This is a genomic window from Nanhaiella sioensis (assembly GCF_046557775.1).
GTDB lineage: Bacteria > Bacillota > Bacilli > Bacillales > SM2101 > Nanhaiella > Nanhaiella sioensis.
In genome coordinates, this window is the sequence record NZ_JBKAEG010000001.1 from 3,523,077 (window position 1) to 3,540,191 (window position 17,115).

The 17,115-nt window shown below is 35.7% G+C and carries 14 protein-coding genes; 11 read left to right on the top strand and 3 right to left on the bottom strand.

The window, feature by feature from the left end; genetic code table 11:
• The first annotated feature begins 347 nt into the window (after positions 1–347).
• The 7 genes from V1503_RS16335 to V1503_RS16365 all read left to right on the top strand — a co-directional run bounded on the left by V1503_RS16335 (position 348) and on the right by V1503_RS16365 (position 9,089).
• A complete protein-coding gene (locus V1503_RS16335; RefSeq protein ID WP_410628248.1) occupies positions 348–2,429 on the top strand; it encodes a methylmalonyl-CoA mutase family protein in 2,082 nt (693 codons plus the stop codon).
• A gap of 3 nt (positions 2,430–2,432) precedes the next feature.
• Complete coding sequence (gene scpA / locus V1503_RS16340; RefSeq protein ID WP_410628250.1) at positions 2,433–4,640, top strand: methylmalonyl-CoA mutase; 2,208 nt, start codon at positions 2,433–2,435, stop codon at positions 4,638–4,640.
• A complete protein-coding gene (gene meaB, locus V1503_RS16345) occupies positions 4,618–5,748 on the top strand; it encodes a methylmalonyl Co-A mutase-associated GTPase MeaB (protein ID WP_410628252.1) in 1,131 nt (376 codons plus the stop codon). The genes scpA and meaB overlap by 23 nt, the downstream gene beginning before the upstream one ends.
• Positions 5,749–5,845: 97 nt before the next feature.
• Positions 5,846–6,283, top strand: a complete 438-nt coding sequence (locus V1503_RS16350; RefSeq protein WP_214480189.1) for a BrxA/BrxB family bacilliredoxin — start codon at positions 5,846–5,848, stop codon at positions 6,281–6,283.
• Positions 6,284–6,793: 510 nt separating this feature from the next.
• Positions 6,794–7,597, top strand: coding sequence for a transporter substrate-binding domain-containing protein (locus V1503_RS16355; protein ID WP_410628255.1), 804 nt, complete (start codon positions 6,794–6,796; stop codon positions 7,595–7,597).
• Positions 7,598–7,714: 117 nt separating this feature from the next.
• Complete coding sequence (locus tag V1503_RS16360) at positions 7,715–8,374, top strand: amino acid ABC transporter permease (protein WP_410628257.1); 660 nt, start codon at positions 7,715–7,717, stop codon at positions 8,372–8,374.
• The gene (locus tag V1503_RS16365) at positions 8,367–9,089 is read left to right on the top strand and encodes an amino acid ABC transporter ATP-binding protein (protein WP_410628259.1); all 723 of its coding nucleotides are present in this window, start codon (positions 8,367–8,369) and stop codon (positions 9,087–9,089) included. The genes V1503_RS16360 and V1503_RS16365 overlap by 8 nt, the downstream gene beginning before the upstream one ends.
• Positions 9,090–9,568: 479 nt before the next feature.
• Here V1503_RS16365 and V1503_RS16370 read toward each other — a convergent pair whose 3' ends face one another.
• Both V1503_RS16370 and V1503_RS16375 read right to left on the bottom strand, forming a co-directional pair.
• Complete coding sequence (locus V1503_RS16370) at positions 9,569–9,880, bottom strand: GNAT family N-acetyltransferase (protein ID WP_410628261.1); 312 nt, start codon at positions 9,878–9,880, stop codon at positions 9,569–9,571.
• 14 nt (positions 9,881–9,894) lie between these two features.
• Positions 9,895–10,806, bottom strand: coding sequence for a LysR family transcriptional regulator (locus tag V1503_RS16375; RefSeq protein WP_320256894.1), 912 nt, complete (start codon positions 10,804–10,806; stop codon positions 9,895–9,897).
• A gap of 147 nt (positions 10,807–10,953) precedes the next feature.
• On the opposite strand from V1503_RS16375, the gene V1503_RS16380 reads away from it, so the two are divergent.
• The 3 genes from V1503_RS16380 (at position 10,954) to V1503_RS16390 (ending at position 13,782) form a co-directional block, all read left to right on the top strand.
• Positions 10,954–12,234 (top strand): APC family permease, encoded by a 1,281-nt coding sequence (locus tag V1503_RS16380; RefSeq protein ID WP_410628263.1) that lies wholly within the window; start codon positions 10,954–10,956, stop codon positions 12,232–12,234.
• Between the two features lie 71 nt (positions 12,235–12,305).
• Positions 12,306–12,938 carry a PAQR family membrane homeostasis protein TrhA gene (trhA, locus tag V1503_RS16385; protein WP_214480183.1) on the top strand — a complete coding sequence of 211 codons (633 nt, stop codon included), beginning with the start codon at positions 12,306–12,308 and terminating at the stop codon, positions 12,936–12,938.
• A 322-nt stretch (positions 12,939–13,260) separates the two neighbouring features.
• A complete protein-coding gene (locus V1503_RS16390) occupies positions 13,261–13,782 on the top strand; it encodes a DinB family protein (protein WP_214480182.1) in 522 nt (173 codons plus the stop codon).
• A gap of 277 nt (positions 13,783–14,059) precedes the next feature.
• Here V1503_RS16390 and V1503_RS16395 read toward each other — a convergent pair whose 3' ends face one another.
• Complete coding sequence (locus tag V1503_RS16395; protein ID WP_410628266.1) at positions 14,060–14,539, bottom strand: DUF4871 domain-containing protein; 480 nt, start codon at positions 14,537–14,539, stop codon at positions 14,060–14,062.
• 470 nt (positions 14,540–15,009) lie between these two features.
• Between V1503_RS16395 and V1503_RS16400 the strand changes: the two genes are divergently transcribed.
• Positions 15,010–17,103, top strand: coding sequence for a neutral/alkaline ceramidase (locus tag V1503_RS16400; RefSeq protein ID WP_410628268.1), 2,094 nt, complete (start codon positions 15,010–15,012; stop codon positions 17,101–17,103).
• The last annotated feature ends 12 nt before the right edge of the window (positions 17,104–17,115 follow it).

Consider the following 17,115-nt stretch of genomic DNA (forward strand, 5'->3'; position numbering starts at 1 on the left):
TCATTTTTTTAATATACTAATGTTAGCAGTACTTTTGAAAATATTTAGACAATTATGTTGAAAGCGGTTTCTTTGTTGACTCATGTTGAATATGAGAACAAGAATAAATGAATAATTTTTACGCACCATATGACTTGGTATTGGGTGAGGTGGGTTAAGAGTAATGCCAATGCTACGGTGACTAGATGACATCACTTATTTGTAGACTGGAAATGACTGGCAACATGAACAGCATAGTGAAGGAAAACGGAACGAAGAACTTACAATCTATATTTCTTGTAAGGGAATCTTCAAGGGTTAATAAAATTTTATAATAATAAACTACCTTAAGGAGAGAAGGAACGGTTATGAAGAACATAAATGAAGTTAAGAATTCACAATTTGCTGTTCCGTCATTCGATGACTGGAAAGGCAAAGCGACACAATCTCTTAAGGGTAAATCAATTGAACAGCTATACACTAATACATATGAGGGCATTGAACTAAAACCATTGTATACAGAGGAGGATGTAGAGGGTTTACCTTTTTTGAATGATTTACCTGGGCAAGGATCACATCTTCGTGGGACAAAGCTTTTAAGAACGAGCGGGCAGGCTTGGGACGTTAGTCAAGAAATAGATGAGCCTTGTCCCCATCAGTGTAATCAAGTGTTGAAAGATGATATAGATCGTGGTTTAACAATGATTCATCTATTATTAAATGATAAAACTAAACGAGGATTTAGTTTGCCTAATTCTAATGGTAAAGGTCTTTTAGTAGAGACGATTCATGATATTGAGAAAGCTTTAAATAATATTTCTCTACAACATAAATCGCTTATGATTGACACCCATTATTGTTCATTGCCAATGCTATCAATGTTGACAGCTTATTTTGAAAAGAACAATATTGCTTTGGAAACGATTAAGGGAACGATTGGCATGGATCCGTTGGCTGCTCTAGTGGAAGATGGAGAATTATCTATGAATACATCTCAGCTCTATGATGTAATGGCACAATTAACATTGTGGGGAAATAAACACAGCCCAAATATAAATACCATTCTAGTGAAAGGACATCCATACCATAATGGAGGGGCAAGCGCTGTTCAAGAATTAGCCTTTTCGTTAGCAACTGCTGTCGAGTATGTAGCGGAAGCGCTGAAAAGAGGCTTGGCCATTGATGATGTTGCTCAAAAAATAACATTTTCATTCTCAATCGGAGCAAATATGTTTATGGAAATTGCGAAATTACGAGCTGCTAGAACGCTTTGGACATCGATTGTTAAATCTTTTGGTGGAAATAAAACATCACAAAAAATGAACATTCATGGTCGTACATCTGCATTTACGAAAACATCTTATGATCCGTACGTAAACATGTTAAGAGTGACAACAGAAGCGTTTGCAGCAGGAGTGGGCGGAATTGATAGCTTAGATGTTTCGTCTTTTAATGAAGTAATAGATCGCTCAACTAACTTTTCAAGGAGAATTGCAAGAAATACTCAAATTATTCTTCAAGAAGAAGCTTTTATATCAAAGATTATTGATCCAGCTGGTGGTTCTTGGTATATTGAAAAGCTCACGAATGATGTTGCAAAGGAGTCATGGGAATTATTCCAAAAGGTTGAACAATTAGGAGGTATGGAGCAAGCATTGAAATTGAACTTTGTTCAACAAGAAATAAATGATGTTGCAACAAAACGGCAAGAGCATGTTCATAATAGAAAACACAAAATTGTTGGAACTAATTTTTATGCAGATTTGCATGAAGAACCTATGACGATGAGTAGTTTAAACAAAGATGAACATGTTGACACTAAAAATCAACTATCAATTGAGAAGTTAGCGCGATTACAAGAAGTACTTGAAAAGGATATTAATAATGTCATGGATGTAGCTGTTCATTATATGCGTGAAGGGCTCACTATATCACAATTTATTAATTTGATGAAAGATAAAGAAGCTACTGTAAAAGTAAACAGCATAGAAAAAATAAGACTTACGCAATCTTTTGAGGAATTAAGACAAACATCTGACCAATATGTAGAAAAGTATGGTTTTCGTCCTAAAGTTGGCTTAATTAATTTAGGTTCGATACCTGAGCATAAGCCTCGTGCAGATTTCATTACGGGATTTTTTGAAGCAGGTGGGTTTGAAATTGTACCATCTCATGGTTATTTATCAGTAGAAGACGCTATTGAAGGTACAAAAGCTATGAACCTAGCAACATATGTAATTTGTGGTAGTAATGAAACATATAACAAAATGGCTGTTGCTATTTGTAGAAAACTTCTTGATGGAACAAAGGATATTAAGCTATATCTAGCTGGAAAGCAAGAAGATAGCCTTACAAAAGAGCTAGCTGAAGCTGGAGTAAGCCACATCATAGATGCTACAACAAATTGCTATGAGTTTTTAACTTCATTACATCAGGAACAGGAGATGTAAAAAATGAAACGACCGGATTTTACAAAAATAAATTATACTAGCCCACATAATCATACCTCACAGCCTGATAATGGAGAAGCCATTCGTCAGCACATCGATGCGACGATGGAGGACTTATTATTTGAAACGAATGAACACATTGCTTTAAAACAAGTGTATACAAAAGATGATTTGAAAGACATAGATCATCAACATTATATGCCAGGTGTAGAACCTTATTTACGAGGGCCATATCCGACAATGTATGTCAATCGACCTTGGACTGTTAGACAGTATGCTGGTTTTTCTACAGCTGAAGAAAGTAATGCTTTTTACCGTCGAAATTTAGCAATGGGGCAAAAGGGCCTATCTGTTGCATTTGATTTAGCCACACATCGCGGCTATGATTCAGATCATCCCCGTGTTATTGGTGATGTTGGAAAAGCAGGTGTAGCAATAGATTCTATTGTAGATATGAAAGTATTATTTGATGGGATCCCACTTGATAAAATGTCCGTGTCAATGACGATGAATGGAGCTGTACTACCAATAATGGCATTTTACATCGTCACAGCAGAAGAACAAGGGGTAAGCCGAGAAAAGCTAGCTGGGACTATTCAAAATGATATTCTAAAAGAGTATATGGTTCGTAATACGTATATTTACCCTCCTGATACTTCAATGCGTATCATTGCAGATATTTTTGAGTATACATCAACATCTATGCCGAAATTCAATAGCATTAGTATATCTGGATACCATATGCAAGAAGCCGGAGCACCAGCAGATTTAGAGTTAGCATATACACTTGCAGATGGTCTAGAATACGTCCGAACAGGGATAAAAGCTGGAATTGATATTGATTCATTCGCTCCGAGGTTGTCGTTTTTTTGGGCGATAGGTATGAATTATTTTATGGAAGTTGCCAAAATGCGGGCAGCTAGACTGATGTGGGCACAATTAATGAAACAATTTAATCCTAAAAATCCTAAATCTTTAGCTCTGCGAACACATTCACAAACATCTGGATGGAGTTTAACTGAACAAGATCCATTTAACAATGTCACAAGGACATGTATTGAAGCATTGGCAGCCTCGCTCGGCCATACTCAATCACTGCATACGAATGCACTTGATGAAGCAATCGCCCTACCAACAGATTTTTCGGCGAGAATTGCAAGAAATACTCAGTTATATTTACAAGATGAAACAGGTATTTGTGATGTGATTGATCCATGGGCTGGGTCATACTATGTTGAATATTTAACGCACGAATTGATGAAACGTGCATGGGAACATATAGAGGAAATTGACAGCTTAGGGGGCATGGCTAAGGCGATAGAAACTGGATTGCCCAAAATGCGTATTGAGGAAGCTGCTGCTCGCAGACAGGCCAAAATAGATTCTGGTAAAGAAGCGATCATTGGTGTAAATAAATATAAATTAACTGAAGAAGAACCGATCGATATTTTGGATATTGATAATACTGCTGTGCGTAAAAAGCAAATTGAACGTTTAGAAAAGCTTAGAGCGACTAGAGATGAATCTACAGTACAGCAAACTTTACATGACATAACAAAAGCGACAGAAAGTGGCGAAGGGAATTTACTTGACCTTGCAGTAAAAGCTGCAAGGGCTCGTGCAACATTAGGAGAAATCTCTGATGCGATTGAAAAGGTAGCTAAACGTCACAAAGCGATTATCCGTTCAATTAGCGGCGTGTACAGCTCAGAGTTTTCAAGTGAGGAGGAAATTGAGCTGATCAAACGTACTACAGATGAATTTCTTGAACTAGAAGGAAGAAGACCACGTATTTTGGTTGCAAAAATGGGGCAGGATGGACATGATAGAGGAGCTAAGGTGATTGCAACTGCATTTGCCGATTTAGGTTTTGACGTAGACGTTGGTCCTCTCTTTCAAACACCTGAAGAAACGGCGATACAAGCAGTAGAAAATGATGTTCATGTAGTTGGCATAAGTTCTCTCGCTGCTGGTCACAAAACGTTGCTTCCTCAATTAGTCTCAGAATTAAAGAAGCTAGGTCGTGAAGACATTGTTGTCGTAATTGGTGGAGTCATTCCAGCTCAAGACTATGATTATCTTAAAGAAAATGGAGCTTCCGCTATTTTTGGCCCTGGTACGATCATCCCGGTAGCTGCCGAGAAGGTCATTGAAGAAATTTATCATAGACTCGGCTATGAGGAAGTGGATGTTAGTGACGAATATAAATGAAAGACCTGATTGGGTACCTTCAAAAGAAAATGACAGCTTTACATCATATATTAAAAAAGGTGTAGCTGGTAGTCATGATGGGATGAAAAGTCAACATTCTGAAAACAAGAAGTTTATGAGAAAAACGGAGAAGCAAGTAAATGACTATGTCGATGGAGTATTAAATAAAGATCGAACAATGTTGGCTCAAGCGATAACGTTAATCGAGAGCAACGCACAGAGACATGTAGAAAAAGCTCAGGCTGTTTTAAATGAATTACTTCCACATGTAGGTTCCTCTATTCGAATAGGCATTACTGGGGTCCCTGGTGCAGGCAAAAGTACATTCATTGAATCTTTTGGTACATATCTTTGTGACCAAGGGTATCATGTTGCGGTATTAGCTGTTGATCCTAGTAGTTCAATTACTGGAGGAAGTATTCTTGGAGATAAGACTAGGATGGAGAACCTATCTCGACACCCCCGGGCATTTGTACGGCCATCACCTTCAGGTGGGACGCTTGGGGGAGTACATCGGAAAACGAGGGAAACGATGTTGCTCTGTGAAGCGGCAGGCTTTGATGTTATCCTTGTTGAAACAGTTGGTGTAGGGCAAAGTGAAATCGTAGTTAGAACGATGGTTGATTTCTTTTTATTACTCGTTCTTACAGGGGCAGGCGATGAGTTACAAGGGATGAAAAAGGGTGTACTTGAACTCGCTGACGCGTTAATTATCAATAAAGCAGATGGCGATAATAAGCGTCATGCGGAGATGGCACAACAAGATTATAATCGATTTCTACATTATTTACGACCAGCTACTGAAGGGTGGGAAACGAAAGCGTATACGTGTTCAGCGCTCTTTGGAAAAGGAATTGATAATGTATGGAAAATTATTAATGAATTTGTAGATCAGACAAAGGCAGCTGGTACTTTTGAAAGCCGTAGAAAAGCACAAATGAAAGAATGGATATATGCGACAATTAAAGATCAGCTAGAAACAAGGTTTTTTACTCATCCACAAATAAAAGGAAGATTACCTCAAGTAGAGAGTAATGTAATATCAGGGAATGTAACAGTAACGTTAGCTGTTCAACAGTTACTTGCATTGTATTTTAATGAAAACTAGTTATGTTTTATACGTATATATAGTGAAATCATTGCAAATAAGATTGATTACTTGCTATCATAGTAATAGGTTGATAATTAAGGGAGTGATATTGTAAATGAATATTGATTTTAACTTGTTTATGAATGATGTTGTTCGTCAAGCTCGTCAAGAAATGGATGCAGCGGGTTACGAGCAATTGACTACGATAGATGATGTAGAAGCAGCTTTCCAGCGTTCTGGAACAACATTAGTTATGGTTAATTCTGTTTGTGGCTGTGCAGGGGGGATTGCTAGACCAGCTGCTACCCATGCAGTCCACTACGATAAACGCCCTGATCATTTAGTGACAGTTTTTGCTGGACAGGATAAAGAAGCGACTGCTCAAGCTAGAGAATATTTTGAAGGCTACCCACCATCTTCGCCTAGCTTTGCTTTATTAAAGGACGGCAAAATTTGCACGATGGTAGAACGTCATGAAATAGAAGGGCATGAACCAACGGCAGTTATTAATAAGCTCCAAGCATCATTTGAAAAGTATTGTGAAGAAATATAAACACGCTTATCCTCTAGAGAATAAAGCCTTAATGAATTGTGTCTAAACATTTCTATAAGGCTTTTCTTTAGAAAGGCTGTATATATACTAATAAATGAAAACGCTTACTAAAAATTATTTTCTCATATAAGAATGAGGTAATTGAATAAAATTATTATTGCTGTTCTATATTAATCTCAAAAGCGACAAAGTATACGATATCAATGGCAATGAATCCCTCTCAATGTGCCATATACATAATAACTAAATCTTGAATACATAATAGATTTCATATTTAGAATAAAACATGTATTAGATGAATGGTCGTGGAGTATCTACTCTTCTGTATAGATGAAAGTCGCATAAAGCCTTATTTGTGTTCTAATTTAGTAAATAGGTTTAGGAAAAGAGCCATCCAAAAAGAGGTGATACATTCTAGTAAACATAATAATTATTTTTGTTGCATAATTATAGATTTATGTTAAAATACAATTACTTGCATAAAAATACAATGTTTTAAGGGGGATAAATGTGAAAAAGAATATTTTGTTAGGCTTAATTAGTATATTAGTAATTGGTTTGTTGGCAGCATGTGGAACAACGAAGGATGAAGGTGCAGATAACGGACAAGCTGCTGAGGGAGAAGCTGAAACAAAAGTATTAACAGTTGGTACTTCGGCAGATTACCCGCCTTTTGAATATATTGATACAGCAAAAGGTGATGAAATAATAGGTTTTGATATCGACATCCTAACTTCATTAAAAGAAAAGTTAGGGTATGAGATTGAAATGGTCGACATGGACTTTGGGTCAATAATCGGTGCCCTGCAATCAAATAAAGTTGATCTTTCTATCTCAGCAATGTCACCAAATGAAGACCGTAGGAAAAATGTAGACTTTTCTGATACTTACTATATGGCTAATCATATGATTATTACTAAAAAAGGTAGCAATATTGAATCCATTGATGACTTACAAGGAAAAGTGGTAGGTGCTCAATTAGGCTCTATTCAAGAGGAAGAAGCTAATAATATTGCAGAAACAGTTAACATCACTGTAGAGAGTAGAAATAAAATACCAGATTTATTCCAAGAAATGAAAGTAGATCGCATTGATGCTTTATTTATTGAGAATACAGTTGCAAAAGGTTACTTGGAAAAGGATGACGAGCTAACTGGCTTCACTCTTGAAGGTAAAGAAGAAGATGTTGGATATGCAATCGCATTTCCAAAAGGCAGTGAACTAACTGAAGAATTTAATAGTGCGTTACAGGAAATGAAAGAAAGCGGTGAGCTTGAAAAACTAGTATTAAAATGGTTTGGTGGAGAAGAATAATATATCAATTAAAATTTCCTTTAGTTAGAAGAAGGAATAATCCTCCTATTCAAGGAAGGAAAAGGTGAGATAACCAACTCACCTTTTTTAAATGTAGTTAGGAAGGGATGACTAGTTTTGAATTTGAATTTTACCCAAATTGTACCATCAATCCCCTTTATTTTAGAAGGGTTACTAGTTACATTATCTGTTGTTGCTTGTGCAGCTGTAATTGGCTTTATATTAGGAGTTTTTTTGTCGTTATTTAAAATTGGGAAGGTTAAAATTCTCAGATGGTTTGCTGATTTTTATACGTCCATTTTCAGAGGTACTCCGTTAGTACTTCAATTGATGATAATTTATTTTGGATTACCAGAGCTCATAGGGGTTAAAATTGAAGCTTTTCCTGCAGCTGTAATAGGGTTTAGCTTAAATTCCGCAGCTTATATCTCTGAAATTATTCGAGCAGGAATTTTAGCCGTTGATAAAGGTCAAAGAGAAGCAGCTTTTGCATTAGGCGTTCCTTATAAGAAAATGATGCTTGATATAATATTACCTCAAGCACTAAAAAATATCTTACCAGCTTTAATGAATGAGTTTATTACATTAACGAAGGAATCGGCTATTGTAGTAGTTATCGGTTTAGGTGATTTGATGCGGCGAGCACAAATTGTTGGGATGGACAAATACGCTTATTTTGAACCACTATTATTTGTCGGCTTGATCTATTATGTTATGGTTATGATCTTAACCCTCCTTGGCAAAGCGATTGAAAGGAGATTGAGAACAAGTGATTAAAGTAGAAAACCTGTATAAATCATTTGGTAAACTTGAAGTATTGAAGGATGTCTCGACAACGATTGATTCTGGTGAGGTAGTGGCTGTCATTGGACCTTCAGGCTCTGGTAAGTCAACTTTTCTACGCTGCCTTAACCTATTAGAGGAGCCTACGAAAGGTAAGGTGTGGATAGGGCAAGATGAAGTAACGAACCCTAAAACTGATATTATGAAAGTCCGTCATCATGTAGGGATGGTTTTTCAGCATTTTCATTTATTTCCGCATAAATCCGTCCTAGAAAATATTATGTATGCTCCTATTAAAGTAAAGGGTGTTAGTAAAACTGAAGCAGAAACGAAGGCTAGAGATTTATTGGGGAAGGTCGGGCTTTCAGATAAAGCAAATGAGTATCCTAAACGACTGTCTGGAGGGCAAAAACAACGTGTTGCCATTGCTCGTGCTCTAGCCATGGCACCTGATGTTATGCTGTTTGACGAGCCTACGTCTGCCTTAGATCCAGAGATGGTGAAGGAAGTGTTAGAGGTGATGAAATCACTAGCCCATACAGGTATGACGATGGTTATTGTAACGCATGAAATGGGCTTTGCAAAAGAGGTAGCTGATAGAATTTTGTTCTTAGATGACGGTCAATTGATTGAGGATGCAGCACCAGAACGATTTTTCTCCTCACCAAAAAGTCAACGTGCACAAGATTTCTTAGCAAAGGTGTTATAATTTTAAACTCAATTAATTAACAACCCTAAGTGAAGCTGTAATTTACACTTAGGGTTTTTCAGATGGACGTTTACGCAAGGATTGTTGTAATTCGTACCATGATTTTAACTACAGTTCATGGCACATTAATAGTTGACAACCGTAGTAACAATTTGGTTAAATTTACAACTAAGTGTACGATAAATACTTTTCAAATGGCTCTTTTCGTAAACTTAGTTGCTATTGTTTAAATAGACAATATGATGAGTTATAAGAGAGCACAATAATTGTACAGAAAATGCCACTAATGCTAGATTGTATATGTGCTTATATCTTAGAAAGAAAAGCAACAATCAATGGGAAAACAGCTTTTCAAATACAGTAATGAACAAGTTAGGGGCAACTTGTTCGTCTTTTATTTCTACAAATCCTAATTTACTGTATAAATTTTTTGCTGGAGTATTCATTTTGCCAGTCCTAACAATATACTTGTCCACATTTTAGTAGTTGTTTAACGTATATTGAACTAATGCTCTACCTACACCTGCTCTGAAAAAGTCAGGATGGACGAATAATCGATGGATATCTAACATATTGTCGTAAAGTTTGAATGAAATTGCACCTGCTAGCCTTTCATTAACATAATACCCGTAGAATTCCTCCCCGCATGACATTATCGCCTCAGTTGTATCATTTAACGGAGGTAAATTCTTATAGTCAATAATTTTTGCCTCTACTTCATACGATACGAGCTGGATATTCAATAGCTCGGTTGCAATTAAAGAATTACGAATATCCAGTTTTTTAATCACCCTTACCAGCACCTTTATACATTGTCAATTTCATTTTGCCATGTAACTGAATATTGTGTACACATTTCTATAAATGCGTCTAAAGCAGGCGAGAGCCATTTGTTTTTATGAATGGCTAATAATGTTGAGACATTTTCACCATCAATTTTCCAATCAAGTGATGCGATCTTTCCCTCCTCCAGCTCAGTTTGAACTGCTATCGAAGGAAGGTATGAGATTCCTAACCCACACATCACACATTGTTTAATTGCTTCGATACTCCAAAATTCAAGTGTTGTATCAGGGACATAACCATGCTTAAGTAAGTGATTTTCAAAAGTTGCTCGATAATCACAGCCTTTCTCTGTATAAATAAACGTTTCATCGAATGGGATCGAAATTGGTTCATCGTGTTTTTTAGCTAAAGGATGTTCGATTGGTGCAATAACATTCATTGGTTCATCTATTAGTTTTGTAAGTTGTAAATCCGAATCTTCATGTTCTGGTTGTAGCAGCAAGGCAATGTCTATTTCGCCACTACGTAATAACTCTTTTAATCTCCAACACTCAAATGTTTTAATGATAATTTGTACATTAGGATATAGCTTTTTATATGCTGAGATAATTGGTGGTAGTCGATAAACTGTTAAGGACTCAGGGGCACCAATTTTAATTGTTCCGGCTGGGTTTTCTTCCTCTTTAGCAATATGTCTTGCTCGATCATATAAATCTAACATTTGAATAGCATATGGTAATAGTTTTTTACCAGCATCTGTAATAACAACCTTTTTACCGATCCTATCAAATATAGGAGAGCCTATTTCATCTTCAAGGGTTTGAATATGTGCAGTAACCGAAGATTGAGCATAACCAAGCATATCTGCGGCTTTAGTAAATCCTCCCACATCTGTAATAACCTTAAATGTTTTTAAATGTTTAAGTTCCAATTACATATCTCCCTTCATGAAGAATCGATCGTTTTATTCGATTGTTTTGTTCGGAACTATCTATTTTACTGAAGTAAGAAACGAAGATATAATCAAACCAACAAACATTAAACGATTTATCATTATTTTACATTGGAGTGAAGAAAAATGAAATCAAAACTTATTGGTCCACTGCTTTTAAGTGGTTTAATTATCGGTCCAATACTTGGGTCAGGTATCATACTATTGCCTCCAATCATTAAGGAGCAGGCTGGAAGTTCCGCTATTATTGCTTGGCTGATCATTACGATCTTAAGCTTTCCCTTTGCTTATGTGTTCGGCAAGCTTAGTATTTTATTTCCTGGTGATTCAGGTGTGACGAATGCAGTAAAGCACACTTTTGGTGACGCTATTAAGCAATTAACAGCTGTTTTTATGATACTGGCAGTTTGTGTAGGCCCAGTAGCGGTGTTAATGACTGCGAGTGAGTATATTTCATTGTTATTTCAATTGTCTACAATAAAAGTTGAAATATATGGAATTGTGCTGTTAATCATATGTCAGATGATATTGTTGAGAAACATTTCATCTTTAGGAAAAATCTCATTAGTATTAACATCTATTTCAGCACTCGTATTATTTATTGGAGGCCTTTCAACTCTACTATTTTATAGATCAGAAGTATCAATAGTAGGGTCACTTAATATTCAATCGTTAGGAAATAGTGTGTTACTTCTTTTTTGGGCAATGATGGGATGGGAAATTATTGGAAACTATTCAATGGAAGTGAGAGATCGTGAAAAAACGATTAAAAAGAGTGTTTTCTTTAGTGCAATTATCATTGCGATCATTTATATAACTGTTGCTGCAGCTTATCAGTGGATTGACACAGCTGCCTTAAACAGTGGGCAAGCCTCTTCTCAGCTCAAATTGGCGTTAATCATAGCACCTCTCTTTGGATCGTATGCAATACCTGTACTGACATTAATTACTTCAGCTCTATGTGTTACTACATATATTATGATCGTAGGTGGGATCGCAAGATTAATTTCTGCTCAAGCTGAAGATAGCAAGTTACCTAAGGTGTTGGGATATAAGTCAAAATCAAATATCCCGATTGTAAGTTTAATATTACTAGCAAGTATCCATTTAATCGTTTTAGTTATTCTGTATACTGATTTAGTTAACCTTGAATTACTCGTTGAAATAGCAAATGCATTTTTTATTAGTAATGCAATTATTGGGTTGCTAGCAGCCATGCGCATCATCAAGAACTGGGCAATTACCTTTAGTTGTATGGTTTTAATTGTAGCCTTATTTTGGATGCTGACATATTCACCAATCTGGGTATTGTTGTTAATAGGCATACTAACCCTTTACGCGATTTTAGCTGAAATGAAAAAAAGATCTACTCGAGTAAAGCTAGTGCAAATGAAAGAAGAAGTGTAACATAACTTTTCATGTCACACTTCTTTTTTAGTAGTATAATATAATGAAACGGAAAGAAAGGAAAAGATATAATGGCCACAACGCATACATTTACGAAAAAAGAAGAGATTGCCAACGCCATAACACATGGAATTGGAGCTTTACTAAGTGTAGCCGCACTCGTTATACTCATTGTTACCGCTGCAACAGAGGGAACAGCATGGCATGTCGTTAGCTTTACGATATATGGTGTGACGATGCTTTTACTATTCTTATCTTCAACTTTAGTTCATAGTTTCCCTGATGGAAGGGTCAAGGATTTATTTCAGATTTTTGATCATTCAGCGATTTACTTGTTTATTGCAGGAACGTATACACCCATTTTATTTACTGTTATTAAAGGTGCGTTAGGCTGGACGTTATTTGGAATAGTTTGGGGTCTTGCCATCGCGGGAGTTATTTTTAAAGTATTTTTTGTTAAGAAATTTCTTTATACTTCTACTTTCATGTATGTATTAATGGGTTGGATCATTGTGTTTGCTTGGAAGCCACTTACTGTAAGTATACCTGTGGTAGGAATGTACCTACTCGTTCTTGGAGGAGTGCTTTATACAGTAGGAACGATTTTTTATATGTGGCGCAGCTTTCCATACCACCATGCAGTTTGGCATTTATTCGTTCTTGCTGGTTCAGCTGCACACTTTTTTGCAGTGTTAAATTTTTAGGATATTTTCGTGCATTTCGTTATTATACTAGGAATAAAGTACACATCATTTAACTGATTATTATTGTTATTGAGAAAACAAGATGGTACAAAATAATTAATTCAAGAACAACAACAATACGAATACGGATTTATAATTAAGCTGTAGTAGATATAACGATCTTTTACAGCTTTTTTATTTTATTCTTTGTTCTTTTCGTTTGAATCCAATATAAAAAGAACTAATTTGTTTATTTACAATTTACCTTGGCTGTTCTGGTATACTATCACGCTAAAACGAATAGAATAAGGGTGGCAAATCTATTTCTAGGGGTGGAGAGCAAATGTTAGATTATGAGTTAATGAGTATTGACATGATTAGGAACAAAATACTAGCTAGTGTTGAAGAGTTAACAGATTCTCAAATAAATAAACGAAGTTCAGATGATAAATGGAGTATTGCACAGCTTTTGCGCCATTTGTACGATAGTGAAACTGGACTTACACAGATGATAAAATTTGCAATAGAACAATCTAATACTGGAAATCTAGAAAGAAAACCACTATTCATGATTCTCGATAGAACTCAAAAAGGTAAAGTTCCAGAAGGAAGGGCACCTTCACAAGAATTTACAACGAAGGATGAGTTACTATTACTGTTGGCTCAATCAAGACAAACATTGTTACGGCTAATTGATGAGATTAAAGATCAAGATGAAGTAGAAAGGTTAGCGATCAGTTTTCCCAAGTTTGGTGTATTAAGTGTAGCACAGTGTCTAGAGTTTATCGGCCTTCATGAGTTAAGACACTTTGAACAACTGAATGAGATTAAACTAGAAACTCTTTATGTACCTGTTTCACCATAAATGTTGTAAGCTATTATTGTCACAGTGCTTTTGCTTAGATAGTTGTATTACTTACGACGGATTACAAGGTCATCAATGTGGTTGAGCTTTTATAAATTTGGCTGAAAATAGAAAAATTAAATTCACAAGGTGGATCTTATTTTTTGATAAAACGCAGAGTTTGCTTTTTACAACTCTGCGTTGTTGGTTTATTGGTTTATTCAAATACCATGTATAATGAAGAGCTTTACTTCACCTGATTCACCGATGGACAAGTACTTGTTTTTCAAGTTCACTTCTATTCTTTGACTTCTACAACAATACTTCCATAAAGTTTATCCCCTATAAAAGCATTTAATCGCCATAAACCAGCCGTTGGAAGTGAAAACACAGTATGTTGAGACAATTGAGCCCCTAGTACACCTTTTAATCCCGTTTCTGTATCATTTTGATTTACGACTTCCCACCCCTTTGAATTAATCAAAGTTATTTCTTTTCCTGTTTTTTTATGAATACCAATCAATTTAAAATTCTCCTCATTAACTTCTTTTAATTCTTCACCCCAGAAAAACCACCTTGTTTTACCACCTTGACCAATTGTAAATTCCATTGTATCCAAAAAAGCGACTTCACCTTTATATCCTCTTAACTCTCTTTCATGTTCTTCGCTTTTAACAGTAAATGTAGGGGAAACTTCCCAACTTTCCTCAGTAACGGTTCTTTCTGAACAACCTACTAATATTCCAATAACAAACAAATATAGTATATTTTTTTTCATAACAACCTCCTCATATATAATTGACGAATAATTCAAAAAAATGTTTCAGAGAAAGGTGAGCTAATTACCCGTTTTTATAACAAAGCTAACATAAAATCCCATAAATCAATCATAAGAAGCTAAACGAATTATTTTCACTTTATATAACCCAATGAATCCATTAAATATCTTAATTCGAGATGCTAGTTTTTGATCACGTATCTTAAAAGAGGTTTCTTCATTTTTCTTTATGATAAGAGCCAAAAATAAGCTATTAAATTGTCATTTGAGTGTGAATGAAATCAAAACCTATTTTTTTAAAAGTTCAAGTAATCTATGATTAGTGGTACTTTCTACCTGTATACGTATAAATATAAACTGGTTCTATCGATATATTTTCTGAATTTTCTGCATATAACTAGTTTTGTAGCTTATGAATATATTAAAAACAATATAAACATATTGTTAAACTAGTAAGGAGGAATTTGAAATTGTATAAGAAAATGTTGTTACTTGTTATTATTTTTGTTGTTGTACTTTCATACTCGCCTGTAGTAAAAACTGAAAGCGCTACCAATTCAAATGTATTTGATTATTATGTAGGTGCTGGTATGTACGATATAACGGGCCCAGCTGCAGAAGTAGTGATGATGGGGTATGCTGATTCTGCTCAGAAAACAGAGGGTTTGCATTTTCGTTTACGCTCTAGAGCTTTTATAATGAAAGAAAAAGATACAAATAATAATGTTGTATTTGTAAGTGCTGATGTAGGACAAATTTTTCATTCTGTAACACAAGGGGTAATCAATAAATTAGAGCAAAACGGCTATGGTCATCTTTATAATTACAGCAACGTAATACTAAGTGCAACACACAGTCATAGTGGGCCAGGTGGATACTCGCATGAAGGGCTATATAATGTTTCTACATTTGGGTTTCATGAAGAAAACTATCAAGCAATCGTAGATGGGATTTATGAATCTATTATTAGAGCACATTATAATCTTGAGCCAGGATACGTTGAAATAACAGAAGGGTATTTAGACGGAACAAGTGCAAATCGGTCTATCGAAGCATATAACAATAACCCTGAAAGTGAACGAAGTAAATTTCAAGACAGTGTTGATAAAACGGTGACACATCTTAATTTTCGCAATCAACAAGGTGAGTTGCTAGGAATTATAAATTGGTTTGCTGTTCACCCTGTCTCAATGAGTCAAGAAAATCATTTGATTTCCGGAGATAATAAAGGGTACGCATCTTATTTATATGAACAAGAGATGGAGACAGATTATAACGCTAATAAAACATTTGTTGCTGCTTTTGCACAATCAAATGAAGGAGACGTAACCCCTAACATATTTGGAGATGGTAAAGGTTATGGTGATGATGACTTTGATAGTACTAAAAGATCTGGAGAAATTCAATTTGAGAAAGCAAAAGCATTAAGCAACTTAGCTGAAACGCGGTTAACAGGGCAGATAAGCTCTCGGCATGAATTCGTAGATTTTTCAAATTTAGTAGTTGATCCACAATATACCGATGGTGAAGAAAGAAGAACGTATCCATCGACGATGGGATATTCTTTTGCAGCTGGTACAGAGGATGGTCGAACCAATTTACCGGTTTTTGTTGAAGGAATGACACAACCTGAATATTCAGTTGACGGTTATGATAACCTTGTAACTTATGCACAAGGACTATTGACTCTCGTTCCGCAAATAGGTGAAATGAGTGGGGTGTTATATCCGGAGCTATGGGAGCAGCACTATCCGAAGCCAATATTATTTGCACCGTCAGAAGTATCACCTGATCCATGGACTCCACAAATTATCCCATTACAAATGGTTCAAATTGGTCAGCTTTCGATTCTAGCCGTGCCTGCAGAATTTACATCAATGGCCGGTAGAAGGTTAAAAGAGAGTGTAAATGAGCATATGGCTCCACAATTTAACGGTGAAAATTACGTAGTCATTGCAGGGTTATCAAACTCGTACAGCAGTTATGTTACAACGCCTGAAGAATATGATATCCAGCATTATGAAGGAGCATCAACTCAATTCGGGAAATGGACGTTAAGCGGATACTTGCAAGAATTTGATAAATTATCAAACGCGATTATTAATAATGAAGCAATAGCTCCTGGTCCACTTCCAAAAGATTTAAGTAATGAACAAGTGTATTTTGATATTGGTATCATTTTTGATGCACCACCAATTTTTAAGGACTTTGGTGATGTAAAAGAAGATGTGCAATCGTCTTATCAAAAAGGGAATATAGTTAGTGTTAGTTTTTGGTCTGGACATCCAAATAATAATTTTAGGACACAGTCCACATACTTAGAAGTTCAAAAGCTTGAGAATGGTGAGTGGATAACTGTTGCTAATGATGGAGATTGGGAAACGAAGTTTAGGTGGATAAGAGAATCAACAATATTAGGGACTTCCTCCTCTTTGATTGAATGGGAAATTCCTTATGACGCAGATGCTGGGGATTACCGAATTGTTCATTATGGTGCTTATCAGACTATTACAGGAAAGGTATATGAGTACGAAGGGACCTCTTCAGAGTTTACTGTAGAGTAAGCGATAAATAGA

Excerpts from the sequence above, each read along its gene's own strand:
- V1503_RS16335 (WP_410628248.1), top strand. The coding sequence starts at position 348 with ATGAAGAACATAAATGAAGTTAAGAATTCACAATTTGCTGTTCCGTCA.
- scpA (WP_410628250.1), top strand. The coding sequence starts at position 2,433 with ATGAAACGACCGGATTTTACAAAAATAAATTATACTAGCCCACATAAT.
- meaB (WP_410628252.1), top strand. The coding sequence starts at position 4,618 with ATGTTAGTGACGAATATAAATGAAAGACCTGATTGGGTACCTTCAAAA.
- V1503_RS16350 (WP_214480189.1), top strand. The coding sequence starts at position 5,846 with ATGAATATTGATTTTAACTTGTTTATGAATGATGTTGTTCGTCAAGCT.
- V1503_RS16380 (WP_410628263.1), top strand. The coding sequence starts at position 10,954 with ATGAAATCAAAACTTATTGGTCCACTGCTTTTAAGTGGTTTAATTATC.
- trhA (WP_214480183.1), top strand. The coding sequence starts at position 12,306 with ATGGCCACAACGCATACATTTACGAAAAAAGAAGAGATTGCCAACGCC.
- V1503_RS16390 (WP_214480182.1), top strand. The coding sequence starts at position 13,261 with ATGTTAGATTATGAGTTAATGAGTATTGACATGATTAGGAACAAAATA.
- V1503_RS16395 (WP_410628266.1), bottom strand. The coding sequence starts at position 14,539 with ATGAAAAAAAATATACTATATTTGTTTGTTATTGGAATATTAGTAGGT.